Origin of the sequence: Metaplanococcus flavidus (genome assembly GCF_042675885.1) — a bacterium.
In the GTDB taxonomy this organism is placed as follows: domain Bacteria; phylum Bacillota; class Bacilli; order Bacillales_A; family Planococcaceae; genus Planococcus; species Planococcus flavidus.
Window position 1 is genome coordinate 595,085 of the sequence record NZ_JBHTKI010000008.1, and the last position, 16,029, is coordinate 611,113.

Annotated in this window: 10 protein-coding genes and 1 pseudogene; 3 read left to right on the forward strand and 8 right to left on the reverse strand. The window is 46.8% G+C overall.

Features of this window, described 5'->3' with window-relative positions; genetic code table 11:
- Nucleotides 1–611: 611 nt before the first annotated feature.
- Nucleotides 612–1,562, reverse strand: a complete 951-nt coding sequence (locus ACFQ1X_RS07830) for a ribose-phosphate diphosphokinase (RefSeq protein ID WP_144841572.1) — start codon at nucleotides 1,560–1,562, stop codon at nucleotides 612–614.
- A 181-nt stretch (nucleotides 1,563–1,743) separates the two neighbouring features.
- On the opposite strand from ACFQ1X_RS07830, the gene ACFQ1X_RS07835 reads away from it, so the two are divergent.
- A complete protein-coding gene (locus tag ACFQ1X_RS07835; protein WP_144841571.1) occupies nucleotides 1,744–3,408 on the forward strand; it encodes a formate--tetrahydrofolate ligase in 1,665 nt (554 codons plus the stop codon).
- Nucleotides 3,409–3,706: 298 nt separating this feature from the next.
- Here ACFQ1X_RS07835 and ACFQ1X_RS07840 read toward each other — a convergent pair whose 3' ends face one another.
- From ACFQ1X_RS07840 to ACFQ1X_RS07850, 3 genes are all read right to left on the reverse strand, one after another.
- A complete protein-coding gene (locus ACFQ1X_RS07840; RefSeq protein WP_379082007.1) occupies nucleotides 3,707–3,847 on the reverse strand; it encodes a hypothetical protein in 141 nt (46 codons plus the stop codon).
- A gap of 117 nt (nucleotides 3,848–3,964) precedes the next feature.
- A complete protein-coding gene (locus tag ACFQ1X_RS07845; RefSeq protein WP_144841570.1) occupies nucleotides 3,965–4,360 on the reverse strand; it encodes a hypothetical protein in 396 nt (131 codons plus the stop codon).
- Between the two features lie 629 nt (nucleotides 4,361–4,989).
- The gene (locus ACFQ1X_RS07850) at nucleotides 4,990–6,069 is read right to left on the reverse strand and encodes a M24 family metallopeptidase (RefSeq protein ID WP_144841569.1); all 1,080 of its coding nucleotides are present in this window, start codon (nucleotides 6,067–6,069) and stop codon (nucleotides 4,990–4,992) included.
- A 292-nt stretch (nucleotides 6,070–6,361) separates the two neighbouring features.
- Here ACFQ1X_RS07850 and ACFQ1X_RS07855 point away from each other — a divergent pair, with 292 nt between their 5' ends.
- The gene (locus ACFQ1X_RS07855; protein ID WP_144841568.1) at nucleotides 6,362–7,963 is read left to right on the forward strand and encodes a glutathione ABC transporter substrate-binding protein; all 1,602 of its coding nucleotides are present in this window, start codon (nucleotides 6,362–6,364) and stop codon (nucleotides 7,961–7,963) included.
- A 597-nt stretch (nucleotides 7,964–8,560) separates the two neighbouring features.
- Here ACFQ1X_RS07855 and ACFQ1X_RS07860 read toward each other — a convergent pair.
- A pseudogene (locus ACFQ1X_RS07860) lies at nucleotides 8,561–10,051 on the reverse strand (BCCT family transporter).
- A 180-nt stretch (nucleotides 10,052–10,231) separates the two neighbouring features.
- Between ACFQ1X_RS07860 and ACFQ1X_RS07865 the strand changes: the two are divergent.
- Complete coding sequence (locus tag ACFQ1X_RS07865) at nucleotides 10,232–10,858, forward strand: hypothetical protein (RefSeq protein ID WP_144841567.1); 627 nt, start codon at nucleotides 10,232–10,234, stop codon at nucleotides 10,856–10,858.
- Nucleotides 10,859–11,042: 184 nt separating this feature from the next.
- Here ACFQ1X_RS07865 and ACFQ1X_RS07870 read toward each other — a convergent pair whose 3' ends face one another.
- The 3 genes from ACFQ1X_RS07870 to galU form a co-directional block, all read right to left on the reverse strand.
- Nucleotides 11,043–12,647 (reverse strand): Ig-like domain-containing protein, encoded by a 1,605-nt coding sequence (locus tag ACFQ1X_RS07870; protein ID WP_144841566.1) that lies wholly within the window; start codon nucleotides 12,645–12,647, stop codon nucleotides 11,043–11,045.
- A 701-nt stretch (nucleotides 12,648–13,348) separates the two neighbouring features.
- Nucleotides 13,349–14,368, reverse strand: coding sequence for a threonine aldolase family protein (locus ACFQ1X_RS07875; protein ID WP_144841565.1), 1,020 nt, complete (start codon nucleotides 14,366–14,368; stop codon nucleotides 13,349–13,351).
- 225 nt (nucleotides 14,369–14,593) lie between these two features.
- On the reverse strand, nucleotides 14,594–15,478 hold the full coding sequence (gene galU / locus ACFQ1X_RS07880; RefSeq protein WP_144841564.1) for a UTP--glucose-1-phosphate uridylyltransferase GalU: 885 nt from the start codon (nucleotides 15,476–15,478) through the stop codon (nucleotides 14,594–14,596).
- Nucleotides 15,479–16,029 lie beyond the last annotated feature (551 nt).

Below are 16,029 nucleotides of genomic sequence, written 5' to 3' on the forward strand. Positions count from 1 at the left end.
GATTTTCGGAATTCAATACAAAAAAAGGAGACTCGAAATCATCCGATTTCGAGTCTCCTTTTCGACATGCAGGTTTTCGTTCGTTCTTCCTATTTTGCCCAGTGGTGCAGGAAAAAATAGGCCAGGATTGCAATAACAGCAATGAGTGCAAGGATTAGCATCGGCACAAGCGCAAAGGTTGCTCCCATGATACCTTCCTCCTTTTAGTCGTACATCTTTACATCCATCATAAATCAATTCAGCAAAAATAGATATAAATAAAACTGATTATTCAGACTTTATAAAGAGTGGATGACGGTCCCTTCAGTTATACCCGCTTTCAATGTCAGATTAATATACCATGGTCCAAGGCTGGATAAGCTTAGCGAAAAGCACGAGTCTCAGCAGGTATTATTCTCTTAGAAATCTGGACATATTCAAGTATAAGATATTGAATAGGGACTAGGAGTTCTTAAGCTGAAGTGAATGTTCTGACAGACTGGAAAATTCACCGCTTAACCCCGGAGAGCGAATATATTGCAACTGCAAAAGCCGCATTCAAAACCCCTGGAAGGTTTCGGATACGGCTTCGTTTTGTATGCATTCAACGTTTTCTTACGCAAGATCTTTCGCTATTCAAATAATGGTGTTACCGGCTTCTCATTGTGGACATGTTCAATCGCTTCCGCCATCAGTGGTGCGACGGACAGGATAGTGATTTTTGGAGTGCGTTTCTCTTCAGGCACGTGGATTGTATTGGTGACAACCAGTTCCGTGAGGGCCGACTCTTCGATTTTTTGAACCGCCTGGCCGGAGAGGACAGCATGCGTGCAGCAGGCATAAACCGCTTTCGCACCATTTTCAACGAGGACATTGGCAGCGGTGGAAATTGTCGTTGCGGTATCAACGATATCCACGATGATGATGACGTTCTTGCCTTTGATATCCCCGACAATATTGACCGTTTCGGGTTCCCCCGGCTTCATCTGGCGTTTATCGATAAAACCGATCGGTACGTTCAGGTGATCGGCCAGTTTCCGGGCTCTTCCCAGGCCGCCGTTGTCCGGAGCTACAACAATTGCATCCTCCAGACTCTTATCCGCGAAATGCTCCGATAGAATCTTGCCGCCGCGCAGCTGATCAACCGGTAGATTGAAGAATCCCTGGATTTGAGGTGCATGAAAATCTATCGTAATGATGTGCGTAGCCCCTGCTTTTTCCAGCATATTGGCCACCAGCTTCGCCGTGATCGGTTCGCGTGAACTCGCCTTCCGGTCCTGCCGCGCATAGCCGTAATAAGGAATGACCACATTAATGGTATTCGCGGATGCACGCTTCAGCGCATCAATCATGATGAGCAGTTCCATGACATGTTCATTGCCAGGCTGGGATGTCGACTGAACCAGATAGACATCTGCCCCCCGGACACTTTCTTCAATGTTGATTTGAATTTCGCCATCACTGAAGTGTTTGATGAAACTTTTACCCAATTCACAGCCCAGCTGATCGGCGATTTCCTGCGCCAGCTCCGGATTTGAATTCAAGGCGAAAAGCTTGAAGTTTTTTCTTAATTGATAAGGCAATGGACAGCCTCCTTCTAATAATTTAATTACGTTTCCGTTGCTTTAATGATAACGCTTCCGAGGTGCAATAGCCAATAGTTAGGGGGTATTTCCACTATTCATTGTATTTATTGAACACGAATTTTTCCTTTTCATTTCACCTATGGTTATAATAAAAAGAAAAATGAAAGTTGGGGAATGAATGTCGTTTACGGATTTATCGATTGCTGCTGATGCTAAGATTTTGCCCATTCAGGAAATTGCGGAAAGAGCCGGAATTCCGGATGAAGCGCTGGAGTTATACGGAAAATACAAAGCGAAAATCAATGTCAATGCGTTGCCCACTGCCACGGCTCACGGAAAAGTCGTGCTGGTGACGGCGATCAGCCCGACACCTGCCGGCGAAGGAAAATCTACCGTTACGGTCGGGCTTGCCGATGCATTCAATCAACTGAACGAATCGGTCATGGTCGCGCTTCGTGAGCCTTCGCTTGGCCCGGTCATGGGCGTAAAAGGCGGCGCGACGGGCGGCGGCTTTGCCCAGGTGCTGCCGATGGAAGACATCAACCTCCATTTCACGGGGGATATTCACGCCATCACGTCAGCGAATAACGCGCTGGCTGCTTTTATTGATAATCATCTGCACCAGGGCAATTCATTGAACATCGACCCAAGACGTATCACATGGAAACGCGCTTTGGACATCAATGACCGTGCGCTGCGCCAGGTGACAATCGGGCTCGGTGGACCGGCTGGAGGAATTCCGAGACAGGACGGTTTCGATATTACGGTGGCTTCTGAAATTATGGCGGTGCTGTGCCTCGCGACTTCGTTGGAAGATTTAAAGGAACGGTTGGCGCGGATGGTCATCGGCTATACGTATGATCGTTTGCCGATTACTGTGCGTGACCTCGAAGTTGAAGGGGCGCTGACTTTATTGCTGAAAGAAGCTTTAAAACCCAATTTGGTGCAGACGATTGAAGGCACGCCCGCAATCATCCACGGCGGACCGTTTGCGAATATCGCCCACGGCTGCAACTCGCTGATGGCGACAAACACAGCCAGAAGGCTTGCGGACATCGTGGTGACCGAAGCAGGATTCGGAGCAGACCTCGGGGCCGAAAAATTCATGCACATCAAATCGCGCAAAGGCGGATTCCACCCGGATGCGGTCGTCATCGTAGCGACGGTGCGTGCACTGAAAATGCATGGCGGGATTGAAAAAGGTTTGCTCGCTGAAACGGATTCGGATGCGGTCAGACGAGGCATGGTGAATCTCGCCAAACACGTCGATACAATCCGCCAGTTCGGCATCGAACCGGTTGTCGCGCTGAACCGGTTCGTGACGGACAGCGAATCGGAAATCAATGAAATCATTGAATGGGCTGATGCGGCCGGTGTCGCTATTGCGCTGACCAATGTGTGGGAGCAAGGTGGAGCCGGCGGTTTGGAGTTGGCTGCGTTAGTGAAACAGGAACTGGATCGGCCGAAAAACTTTTCTCTTTTGTATGAGGAAACCGATTCGGTCGAAGAAAAACTGCGCATCATCGTTCAGAAAGTATACGGTGGAGCGGATATTCAATTGACCGATAAAGCGCAAAAACAGCTGGTGGAATTGAAGAAATACGGCTGGGACGCTTTGCCGATCTGCATGGCGAAAACGCAATACTCATTATCCGATCAGCCGAAATTGCTCGGACGTCCCGAAGGATTTACCGTCACAATTCGGGAGATCATGCCGAAACTCGGCGCCGGTTTCCTGGTGTGCCTGACGGGCGACATTATGACGATGCCCGGCCTGCCGAAACAGCCGGCCGCATTGAAGATGGATGTTGGAGTGAATGGTGAAGCAATCGGGTTGTTTTAAATAGGAGGATCCTCAAGGGCTTGCGGGCTTTTGGGGGTTTTTTGTTGGAGTGTTTGCAAAGAGAAAATGACAAATGGATGCTTTTCGCAGGCGAAAAGCGTTAAAATCTTAACCCCGCCAAAGTATTTCGCCAATTTATGACGAGACCCCTTCGCTTTTATTCTATATAAATACCGCACCTTCATTGTTAGTTGTCTCTAACAATGAAGGTGCGGTCCAAATCGCCAGGGATCCCCAACAATTTTAGTGCAGTCAGATTGCTGCTTCATTTATATGCGATTATTGTGATAGCGTAAATTTAAGACTTCGCCGTCTTCGGCGCCGGAGTGGCTTTTCCCTGTTTGTATTGTCTGTAGCCGTCGATATAATTCTCGTACATTTTCAGATAGGTTTTGGGCGCGGTATCCATTTTTTTCTCTTCTTTGATAATAGCAGTCATCTAATTCATCCTCCTCAGTATTGTTCATTGCAATCATTGGTCACAAGGATAAGCAGTTAGATACAAATTCACTGTTGAATAATGGATCAAAGTAAGTTGGATTGGCCCTCCTTTCATTTATATAAGAACGCTGAGCGCTTTGGAAAGGCGCGCAGCAAAATCTTCGAACGGTTCCTTGGAATTTAAACGCAGGCAATAAATTCCGCGCTCTATCGACATGTGTTGTGAATAATTGATAGGAAAAGATTTAGGATGCTCGATGAGAGTCCGCGTAAAATTGGGCAGCTCTTCGGGAAGCAGATAGATTTCAGCTTTGTTTAACGCTTCCTCGTCATGCCGGAATATTTTAAAAGGATCTGCAAACGACCAGTCGACATGCTTTTTACGGAGTTTGCGTAATTTGCTCAACCGTTTCTTTTTCAGTCGCCAAAATTCTGTGTTCAATTCCACTTCGATGTCCATAAACCCGTTTTCGTTCTCAGCTGCCAATGTCAGGGAATTCGTTCCTGCCACTCAATTCACTCCTTCTATTTACCTATATTATTTAATAAATAAAACCTGGCACCTGTTTAATTGGTTATAGTTTCATAACCAATGAGCAAAATTTTAATATTTTTTGCTCCAACACCAATACCATAAACCTATATTACAAGTGAAAATATGTAAAGAGGTTTTCGAAAAGTCTTATAATTCAGACTTTTTTATATTTTTCTTGTATACTTTCGCCCTTCATAAGTTCTACAATGTTCTACAAGTTTTCATCCCGCCCACCTGCTTCTCAATCCGAAATTACCGCCGCAGTTTTCTGTTTTACCAAGTATACAGCGGTATGATAAGTCTTTCATTTCTATTAAGAAAATATATATCGTCCAATTTCTAGTAGATCCACTGAGCCATTATTCATTTTTTACATGTAAAAAGGATTACAAAATAATGATTTTTCGAAAAAAGTTTTATGCATATTTCATAAAATGGAGAGTTGCTCCATTCAATTTTCAGGAAGAATCGCATATTTTGAGTTCGCAAAGTCATTTCAAAAGCTCCGCGGTGACCCTCTCCCAATTTTAATAGATGGATATAAATACAAAAAAGCCGCATCCAAAAACCATTTGGTTTCCGGATGCGGCTTCTTTTCAAGTTATTTAGGACACAGGAATTACCTGCAGCTCCTTCGTCGCTTTCGTTAAATTGTCGTAACCGTCTTCCGTGATGACGAGGAAGTCTTCGATTCTGACTCCGCCCCATCCCGGGATGTAGATGCCGGGTTCAACCGTGATGACCATCCCGGGTTCGAGGACCGTATGATCTGTGGCACGCATCGCAGGGCTTTCGTGCACCGCGAGTCCGATCGAATGGCCGAGGCTGTGGCCGAAGTTTTCGCCGTATCCGGCATCCGCGATGATGCCGCGCGCCAGTGCGTCCAATTCCGAACACGTTTTACCCGGGCCGATGGCTGCAAGTGCGGCTTCCTGTGTCCGTTTTACTATATTATAGATTTCCACTTGTTTGTCGGTCGGTTCCCCCAAAACGACTGTCCGCGTGAAATCCGTGTAATACCCTTCGACTTTCGCTCCGATGTCCATCTTCACCCAATCGCCAACTTCGATGATGCGGTCGGTTGCCTGGCCATGCGGCAATGAAGCCCGCGGACCTGTCGCGATAACATGATTTTCCTTGATGCCGCCGGCTCCTGCCTTGCGCATAAAGAATTCCAGTTCGAGGCCGAGTTCTTTTTCAGACATGCCCGGGCGAATGAATGACAAACTGTGCTCGAAAGCCGCGTCGCACATAGCGATCCCCTTTTTCAAATTGGCGATTTCAGTGTCATCTTTAATCATCCGCAGTTCGAAAACTCCGGGTTCGCTATTGAAGAAATTAACATCCGGGTTCAAAGATTCCAGCTCACGGAACTCCTGGAGCGGCAGCTTGCCTTCTTCGATGCCGACTTCCCGAATGCCGTGTTTCTTGACCAGTTCAGCCACCGCTTCATAAGGCTTGCGGTCATGGTTCAAGACCGTCAAATCAGGGGCCTCAAGTTCAGCCTGGTCCATATAACGGAAGTCAGTCAGCAAATAAGCTTCTTCTGCTGTAATGAAAAGAATACCGCTGGATCCTTTGAATCCGGAAAAGTATAGCCGATTTTCAGGAGAAGTCACCAATGCCGCTTTCCGGCCGTCTCCCAGCATTTTATTTCTCAACCTATCAATCCGTTGTTTATTCATTCCAACCACTCCTTCATATTACAAACATTCATAAATGAGCGTGACACAGTATTTTTCCAAATACAATTAATATTTTTCGAAAAGTGAGAATTGCGGATTAATCGTGGCGCATTAACGAGCCATAAAACCAGATACAGCAAATGATGAAGTTTTATGATTAGTTTTATTAACCATTAACGTAAATATGTTTAAACATTAATAACGTTGTGCTAACTTAATAATCATGATAAATTGTTAACAGAATATTTCATTTGTTACGAAAACTAATGAATATCAACTAGGGGGAATTATTATGCAGATCAAAAAACATCAAATCGGTTTTATCCTGGCGCTTCTGTTGCTCGTGCTTTCTGCTTGTGCAGGCGGTGATGACGCAGAATCACAATCCGGCGGAGAAGGTTCCGGCACAGATTCTGAGGCGAGCGGCGGCGACCTGATTCTCGCAGTGCTGAGCGATGCTTCATCTCTTGATCCGCACGGCGGGAAAGACGTTCCTACATCAGTTGTTTTGAAAAATATTTATGAACCACTTGTAAAAACTGGCGACAACAATGAAATTGAACCATCTCTGGCCGAATCATGGGAAGCGGTGGATGAAACGACATATTCCTTCAAATTGCGCGAAGGGGTAACTTTCCATGATGGCGAACCCTTCAATGCTGAAGCGGTAAAAACGAATATCGACCGTTTGCTCGATGAAGAACTGGGTTCACCAAGCTATAATTTATTCCAGATGATCACTGATATCGAAGTGGTCGGCGAATACGAAGTGGAAATTTCCACTGAATTCCCATTCTCACCACTCCTTTCCCATTTGTCCCATAATAGTGGCGGCATGATTTCACCGGCTGTCATTGAAGCGGACTATGAAGCGATTGAAAACGGCGAAGATCCATTCGCTTATGTATCAGCCAATCCGGTGGGCACTGGATTCATGGAATTTGAATCATGGGATCCCGGCTCGGAAGTCGTTCTTTCCAAATATGAAGATTATTGGGGCGAACCGGCTCATGTTGACACGATAACATTCCGTGTCGTGCCGGATTCCCAGGTCCGCTTGGCGGATCTCGAAACCGGCAACGTCCATATTATCGACCCGGTCCAGCCAACTGAAGTCAGCCGCATCGAGAATTCCGATGAAGCCCATATCCACCAGCAGGCTGGATCCAGTATCGCTTACCTTGGTTTTAATACAGAAAAAGAACCTTTCAATAATCCAGTGGTACGCCAGGCGATTTCTCATGCCATTGACCGCGAAGCGATCATCAGCGGAATTTATGAAGATTATGCCATCCCGGCAACCGGTCCAATTGCACCCGGCATCTTCGGCTACAGTGAAAACGTCGAAGCCATTGAGTATGATATGGACGAAGCGCGTGCCCTTCTTGAAGAAGCCGGCATGGGGGAAGGCTTTACAACTTCCATCTGGACGAACGACAACCCGCAGCGCCAATCCATCGCGGTCCTTGTCCAGGAAGCTCTTGCCGAATTGAACATCGAAGCTTCCATTGAAGTAATGGAATTCGGCGCTTACATCGATCAGACAGCTGCCGGTGAACACGATATGTTCATCCTTGGCCATTCAAACCCGACAGGCGACGCTGATTATCAGATGTATACATTGTTCCATTCTTCCCAAAAAGGAAATCCCGGCAACCGTTCATTCTATGAAAATGCTGAAGTCGACGAATTGCTTGACGAGGCAAGACGTGAAAGCGACCCGGACCAGCGAAAAGAGATTTATGAAGACGCAGGACAGATCCTTGTGGAAGAAGCTCCAATGGCATTCCTGCTTCACCAGGAATACCTGCTTGGAGTTGCCGATTCAGTTACCGGATTTGATATTGATGAAGCCGGTATCTACGATCTTAAAGACGTGAAAATCGAGCAATAAAGTAAAGAACATCCAATCCCGTGAATCGGGATTGGATGTTTTTTTGCGTTTAATAGTCTTAGTTTTGAAAGTCACTTATAAAGCTTTACGGTTTTTTCGCTTTTCGCCTGCGAAAAGCATCCATTTGTCTTTGAATTTTAGTTTTTAAATGAAGAATGGTAAAAAGAGATGCCTTTCTTATATTATATTAGCTTGTTAAGTTGCTTTTTCGAGTTCACAAGTCGGCGTACCAGCATAATTCGGCGCTCAGGAGGATATTCCGGCGTTCGCCCTGTTTAGCAGCAATTTTTAGTTATATAGGTTGATGTAAAGAAGCAGTAATTATACTACTCTCCGGCGCTGGGATAATAACTTAGATATGGAGCAAAACAGCGAAGACGCCCAGGGGAGCAAGCGAAGTGCTGAGATCCACTCGGACGAAGTGAAACGAGACCGAGTTAGCTCAGCGCGAGCCCCCAGGCAAGCGAAGCTGTTTTGCGGAATATCGACTACTAAATGTTTATTGATTCGACTTATATAACTACCCTAACCAAAACAGAACCTATGCTAAAGCAAAAGCCGCACCCGGAATATCCGGATACGGCTAATCTCTTACTTTCACTTTTTCTTCTTGATCAATGCCATTTCCGCATTCAACGCTTTGAACAGCGCCACGACCATCAGGATCATGACGAATGAAAACGGCAGCGCCGCAACAATGATCGTATTCTGTACAGCGGTCAGGCCGCCCACCCACAACAGGATGGCCGCGACCAGCGACTGCGCAATGCCCCACAGAATCTTGATCTGGTTGCTTGGCAGCAGTGAGCCATTGGTGGATTGCATCCCCAACACAAAAGTGGCCGAATCGGCAGATGTGATAAAGAACGTACTGACCAGCAGGATGGCGATGATCGACAGGATCATCCCTCCCGGCATTTCATTGAACATACCGAACAGGGTCTGGTCAATCGGCAATGCCGTCAAGTCGACACCATTTTTTTGGATATCAATGGCTGTAACGCCAAAAGCTGCAAACCACAGAGAACCGAAAACGGTTGGCGCCAAAACGACGCCGATCAGGAACTCTCGGATTGTGCGCCCTTTGGAGACGCGCGCGATGAACATGCTGACAAATGGCTCCCAGGAAATCCACCATGCCCAATAGAATATCGTCCAGCCGTCCAGCCAGCTGCGGTTTTCGGCATCTAGCGGAGCGGATTCAAAACTCAGGCTGATCAGATTCTGGATATATGCGCCAAACGTTTCCGTAAACATATTTAAAATCAGAATCGTCGGACCGAGAATTAAAACGAGGACCAGTAAGGAAACCGCCAATACCATATTGGTATTCGACAAGTACTTAATTCCTTTATTCAATCCTGACCACGCGGAAATGATGAACAGCAGCGTGACAACGCCGATAATCACCAATTGCATCCATTCCGTTTGCGAAACGCCGAACAGATATGAAATTCCTCCATTAATTTGAGCAGCGCCAAAGCCGAGCGAAGTGGCCACACCGAAGACGGTTGCGAAAACAGCCAGGATGTCGACCAGTGTGCCGAGCGGGCCATTCATACGGTCGCCGAAAATCGGCTTCAATGTTGATGAAATTAATGCAGGTTCACCTTTTCGGAATTGGAAAAAGGCGAGTGATAAAGCGATGATGCCGTACATGGCCCAGACATGGATGCCCCAGTGGTAATACGAGCGCTGGAGAGCTTCTTTGAAGGCGGCATCCGTGCCCAGTTCTTCCGTGGCAGACTGCACCGCGAAATGGGATAACGGTTCAGACGCGCCGTAAAAGACGAGGCTGATTCCCATACCGGCTGAAAACAGCATTGCCAGTCAGGTGATGGTGGAAAATTCCGGTCTGTCCCGATCTTTGCCCAATCGGATTTTTCCGTAAGGACTGACGATGATGACAAAAACAAGAATCAGCAGAACCGCCATAATGACCAGGTAATACCAGCCGAATGCAGTATTAATGAAAGAACGGATATAGCCGGTTGCTGTTTCGAACATTTCCGGTGCAACCACACCAAAAATGACCGTTAAAATGACCAGTGCAAATGCGATATAAAAAACTTTTGTGGCTTTCTTCATGTTGCCTCCCGTAAAGATTTTTTGCGATATATAGTTGTTAAGAATACCGAAAGTCATCACTATAGTATATACTTTCAGTTTTCAAACGATTCAATATACTTTTTAAAAAATTGAATTCAGAGGCATACAGGAACAGTTTTCTAAGGTAAAATAAAGGTAATTACTGGGAGGTTGGACGATATGAAGTTTTTTCGCGATACCGATTCCGACACTTTGATACCCTATGTTCTGACAACCGGGTTAATATTGCTTCTTTCTGCTGCGATCCTGCCGGTTGTGGTCCTCATGTTTCTCCAGGACCTGTTGTTCTTCTCGCATGACCACTGGTCGTTTATCCGCCCGCAAGCAGCGTATCAAGGCTTTGCTGCCGGTATGGTCTGGCTAAGTCTGACACTGTTTTCACTGCTGTTCACGAAAATGTATGCGGAAACGAAACGGAAAGATTACAAACTGGCCGGCTTGCATGTAGTGTTGCTGGTGCTTGCCCTCCCCCTTTTCGTCCTCTCCATTTATCATTACTCCTATTTGGAGGAAGACAGCGTTCATGTCAATTCATTCTGGTCATTATCCGAAACAAGCATTGCATGGAATGACGTAACGGCAGTCACACGGACGGTCGAAACAAACACGTCCCGCGTTCTCGCCTATACGTTCTCGAACGGTGATGCGGAGCTGACGATCCCTTATGATTCCCAGGATTACAAGACGGCGAGGGCAATCAGCCGAATCGCTGGTCAATACGATTGGGAGACAATAGATGTGTTCAAGGATACCGGGGAATCGTTGGAGCTTTTTGAGGAAGAATGAATCCGCCCAGATATGAATTTTTCCATCAAAACGTAAAAATTCCTTCTATATAAAGAACCGGCCGTTTCTTCAACCACTCTTACATATCTTCAATTTTTGGTTTTCGCGACAAAACCCCTTGCGCTTCCACGCAAGGGGTTACTTTTTCTACTTTAAATTCTTTGCGGATTTCAAACGCTCTTCATCACCCGCTGATTCCCAAATACTCTTCAAGCGTCAAACCGCTATTATAAACTTTTGTCGCGGTGTCGACGCCCAGATACCGGAAATGCCAGGGCTCATACATATAGCCGGTGACGGCTTCTTTGCCCTTTGGATAACGGACGATAAAACCGTACTTATGCGCATTCGCGGCGAGCCATTGGCCGGCAGGCGTGTCGCCGAACGACCCGCTCAGCCAATTTTCCTGACTTTCCGTGCCACCCAGATCAAAAGCAAGGCCCGTCTGGTGTTCGCTGTGCCCCGGAAGCGCCGCGAATCTCTTGGCCTGCTCCTCACCATGGGAATCTACATAGCGGTTGTACAGATTTTCCTGATACGAATAGGTTCTATACGTGCTGATGACGCTAAGTTCATGACCGGCCTGTTCAGCGTCCGCAATCATCTTATCGAGCGCTGACTGGGCTGTCGGGTCGACGCCTGGCGCATAGCTCGGCGGAAGGCCATATTTTTTATTGACAACCAGAACGCCGTCGATATAGGTTGGTTCTACAGCCTGCTGGTTTTCACCTGGATCGCTGTCGGGTTCTTGTGAGCGGGCGCTGGCAACTTTCACTGTCTGGGCCTCGCTTTTATTGCCTGCAGCATCGATGGCAATAAAGGCCAGATCCGTCCCACTCTCCTGCTTGCTGATTTCCACTTCAAAACCGCCATTGCTGTTGGCAGCCGTTTCACCGAGTTCATCGTTTCCGGCGTAAACCTGAATCGCCGCTCCCGGCTCCGCTTTTCCTGAAATGGTTGTCATGTCTTCCGTAACAGTGTTGACTTCCGGTGCAGGAGGGGCAGTTTTGTCTGACACCGTCAAAGTCACTGCGTCACTCTTGTTGCCCGCATCATCTACTGCATACACTGTAAGTTCTTGTCCGGCCCTTAAATTTTCAACCGGGGCGGAGAATTTTCCTTCTTCAGCTGCTGTTTCAGCCAGCTTCTCGTCACCGGCATAGACGACCACACTAGAACCAGGCTCTGCCTGCCCTTCAATCTGATCGACTCTGTCAGACACTTCAGCCACTTCCGGTGCATTCGGCGCTGTCACATCGCTTACTTCGATTGAAGTCCAATCGCTTTGGTTCCCCGCCGAATCTATTGCAGCAACCCCGATGGTGGATCCTGCCTCTTGCGGAGTTATGGACAAACTGAAAGCACCATCTTCATCTGTGCTGCCGGCAGCAATAAGCGCGTCGTCTGACCAGGCCTTCACTTCGCTGTCTGCTTCAGCACTTCCCGTTATAGTTTCTGTTTGATCATCAACCCCATCAACTGCCGGTTTTTCCGGGGCAGTTTGATCGATGGCGAATTCTTTGGTTGCCTGATTCCCGCTGTCATCCGTCACTTCCAGCACATAATGGCCGTCTTCTGAAATTGCTGTACCGCTTTCGAACCCTTCGCCGTTCAATTCAGCTGTGCCTTCATTGAAAGTCGGAGCGACCGGCTCATTATAGACATCCTTTTCCAGCCCCTGCACTTCCGGCGCCACGTTATCTTCTTCCTTCGTCAAAGTCATTGTCAGCACTATGGCAATAAAAACAGCTGCCAACAACAACAGGCTCAATAAAATCTTTTTTGTCAAAAAACCACTCCTAAATCATTGGAATCAATCCATACGTTGAATTTGTCCAATAATTATATCACAGGCATGATTTTGAATGGAAATGCTGTAAATATTGCTGCTTGAAAAGAGCCAGCTCCTGCAGACCCATATTTCCACCAAAATGCCTTTGTTTCAACGTCAGTGAGCGGGATAAGGCCATTTCTTGCATAGACAAGTACACCCTGTTTTTTAGTTTCTACTATAAATATAATCTGCTAAGGAGGTCCGATGCCTGATTCATCGAGAGGCTGCATGGCTTTTTCGCTTTTCGCCTGCGAAAAGCATCCATCTGTCTTTTGGTCCTGGTTTTTGAAGGGCTTTGACGCAAAATGAAGGCTGTTGGATGCTGTTAGCGCTGCTTTTTCTGTTTGTGGTGTCGATGCATTTCCGGATATCAACGTTCAGCGAATTATATCTCCGTTCAGGGGGATATATCAACGTTCAAAAAGAAATATCACCGTTCAGAAAAATATATCAACGTTCGCGCAATTCCTGTCCCTTTCCTAACCCTTCTAACTGATAACACCCACTCAAATTCACTTTCATTAATTTTATTCCCACTAAGCAGCACAATTCATGGCCACACTTTTGCTGCATAAACAGCAAAACTCCATCGCCTTGAACATTGAGTTCGCAGGGATAGAGTTTTGTGCTCATTATTCTTTACTTGCTCTAAACGGCTATCTCTGAACATCCGCAAGAAAGCTCTCGACGTCTTCTTCTGTCGTATCGAAAGAAGTAACGAGGCGGATTTCATTTCTTTCTTCATTCCATACCGCAAATGAATGCTCCTTCAGCAGCTGTTCAATGCGTCCCCTCGGCATTGTGGCGAACACCGCGTTTGACTCGACCGGCTGAGATAGTGAAATCTCGGGATCTGCCAATAAACCGTCCGCCAGCAGCTGTGCCATCCGGTTGGCGTGGCCGGCATTATCCAGCCACAACTCCCCTGTCAACAGCCGGTCGAATTGCGCAGCAATAAAACGCATTTTAGATCCAAGCTGCATGCCCTGTTTCCGGATATATTTAATCTCAGAAGCCAGTTCTTTATTGAAGCAAACCACTGCCTCGCCCATCATCAGACCATTCTTGGTTCCGCCGAACGCCAGCATGTCGATACCGGCGTCCACTGTCATTTCAGCAAGACTGCAACCCAGATGGGCAGCGGCATTGCTCAGCCGTGCACCGTCCATATGTATATAAAGCCCGTTGTCATGGGCAAAGCGGGTGATTTCCTTAATTTCGTCAATTGTATAAACCGTTCCGCGTTCCGTGCATTGTGAAATGGAAACGGCTTTCGGCTGGCTGCGCTGCTGGTTGCCGATGTTGTGCAAGTGCTGCTCAATTCCGCTGGTTGTCAGTTTTCCGTCCGCGGAAGGGACAGTCAGTAATTTGCAGCCGATAATTCCTTCTGCTGCGCCGCCTTCATCGGAGTTGATATGGGCGCCGTCCGTGCAGATGATTGCCTGATGTGAGCGCACCATCGCTTTCAGCCCTGTCACATTGGCCCCCGTGCCATTAAAAACAAATGCCACATCGCATTGTTCACCGAAATGTTCCTTAAATTTATTGATGGCCGCTGCCGTATAAAAGTCGCTTCCGTAAGCGGGAACATGGCCCTCATTCGCCTGAGCGATTGCTTCCAGAATGGCCGGATGAATCCCTGAATTGTTGTCGCTCGCAAACATTTTCTTCGTCATAGCATTCGCCTCCTCACTCCAGTTTAAAGCAGAATTTCCCCTTAGGGTAGTCCATTCGAATGAAATGCATATTCGGCTAAATCGGGGGCCAAACAGCCGCGCAACTCAGCACATAAAAAAACATGAAGAATCCGCTCCATTGCTGGATTTGCCGGATTCCTCATGCATTCTTTGGTAAACTGTGAATCGGTTTTGACACTACGGCTTGTTTGGGAGCACAACAGCTTATTTAAGCGATTTCAAGTTGGCTTCATCAAGTTTTTTCTCAAACAACTCCAACAACTGATTTCTCAACTCGGGACGCTTCAAAGCAAACTCAATCGTCGTCTCGATAAACCCGAATTTCTCCCCCACATCGAAACGGCGCCCGTCAAACTCATAGGCATAGACAGACTGGCTCCCATTCAACTTTTGGATGGCATCCGTCAATTGAATTTCGCCGCCGGCCCCCAGTTGGTGTTCCCCCAGGAAATCAAAAATTTCTGGTGTAAGCACGTAGCGGCCCATGATGGCGTAATTCGAAGGAGCAGTCCCTGGCGCAGGCTTCTCGACGAATTTATTGACCTCGATCAGTTTTCCATCGATTGACACGGGGTCAATGATGCCGTAACGGTATGTATCTTCGTCTGGCACCTGCTTGACGCCGATCACACTCTTTCCAAGCAGCTCATGCTGGTCCATCAATTGAAGCAGGCCGGGCTCATCGTTTTCTACAATATCATCACCCAACAAGACGGCAAACGGTTCGTTTCCGATAAACTTGCGCGCCGACCAGATGGCATGCCCTAAACCAAGTGGCTGTTTCTGGCGGATATAGTGGATTTCAACATTGGAAGTCTGCAAAACGGAATCCAGCATATCTGTCTTCCCTTTTTTGAGCAATGTCTCCTCGAGCTCAAACGCATGATCAAAATGATCCTCGATCGCCCGCTTCCCTTTGCCGGTCACGATGATAATATCTTCAATCCCCGAGGCAATTGCTTCCTCAACTATGTATTGGATAGTCGGTTTATCAACAATCGGCAACATTTCTTTCGGCATCGCTTTTGTTGCCGGGAGGAATCTTGTGCCCAAACCTGCTGCTGGAATAATTGCTTTTTTAACTCTCATCCAATGACACCACCTTGATCAGATTTTTTCCGGCATTGTTCTTCACAATACCCTTTTGTTAATTTATGCAATCTTTGTTCCGCAGAAGACTTCGGTTAACTTATGATTTGATGCACTGGATATTCCATATGACAGTCTCGAGTGATAGCTGTATACCAAAATAAATCCTGATAACACATAAAAAAGTGACCCGCATATAGCCGGTTTGATATTCGGACAGAAAACCGATATGCCATATGGAAACCATTAATGCCGCAAAAAACGGAACGAAATCACCGAATAAATCAAATGCTGCACCTCGAGCTTTTCGCCAAGTCAATATTATCAGGGAAAGCGTTGCCTTCTTCCCTCTCTCCTTTTAAGCCTTATTTTTGTAAGACGCTTACAAAAAACAAAACCCTTCTACCTAATAGTAAAGCAGACGGGACAAAAAATATATATAAATAACTCAACTTTCGCACCGATATAACTTGAGCCAGTCGGTGCGGCTGTAAAGCGCTTCTGTAATTCAAATGGTTCCTTGACAAGTAAATTTGCGAAAAGAAAAGCAC

Bases quoted from the DNA above. Each gene is read 5' to 3' on its own strand.
- ACFQ1X_RS07855 (WP_144841568.1), top strand. From the start codon at position 6,362: ATGCAGATCAAAAAACATCAAATCGGTTTTATCCTGGCGCTTCTGTTG.
- galU (WP_144841564.1), bottom strand. From the start codon at position 15,478: ATGAGAGTTAAAAAAGCAATTATTCCAGCAGCAGGTTTGGGCACAAGA.
- ACFQ1X_RS07850 (WP_144841569.1), bottom strand. From the start codon at position 6,069: ATGAATAAACAACGGATTGATAGGTTGAGAAATAAAATGCTGGGAGAC.
- ACFQ1X_RS07835 (WP_144841571.1), top strand. From the start codon at position 1,744: ATGTCGTTTACGGATTTATCGATTGCTGCTGATGCTAAGATTTTGCCC.
- ACFQ1X_RS07875 (WP_144841565.1), bottom strand. From the start codon at position 14,368: ATGACGAAGAAAATGTTTGCGAGCGACAACAATTCAGGGATTCATCCG.
- ACFQ1X_RS07840 (WP_379082007.1), bottom strand. From the start codon at position 3,847: ATGACTGCTATTATCAAAGAAGAGAAAAAAATGGATACCGCGCCCAAA.
- ACFQ1X_RS07865 (WP_144841567.1), top strand. From the start codon at position 10,232: ATGAAGTTTTTTCGCGATACCGATTCCGACACTTTGATACCCTATGTT.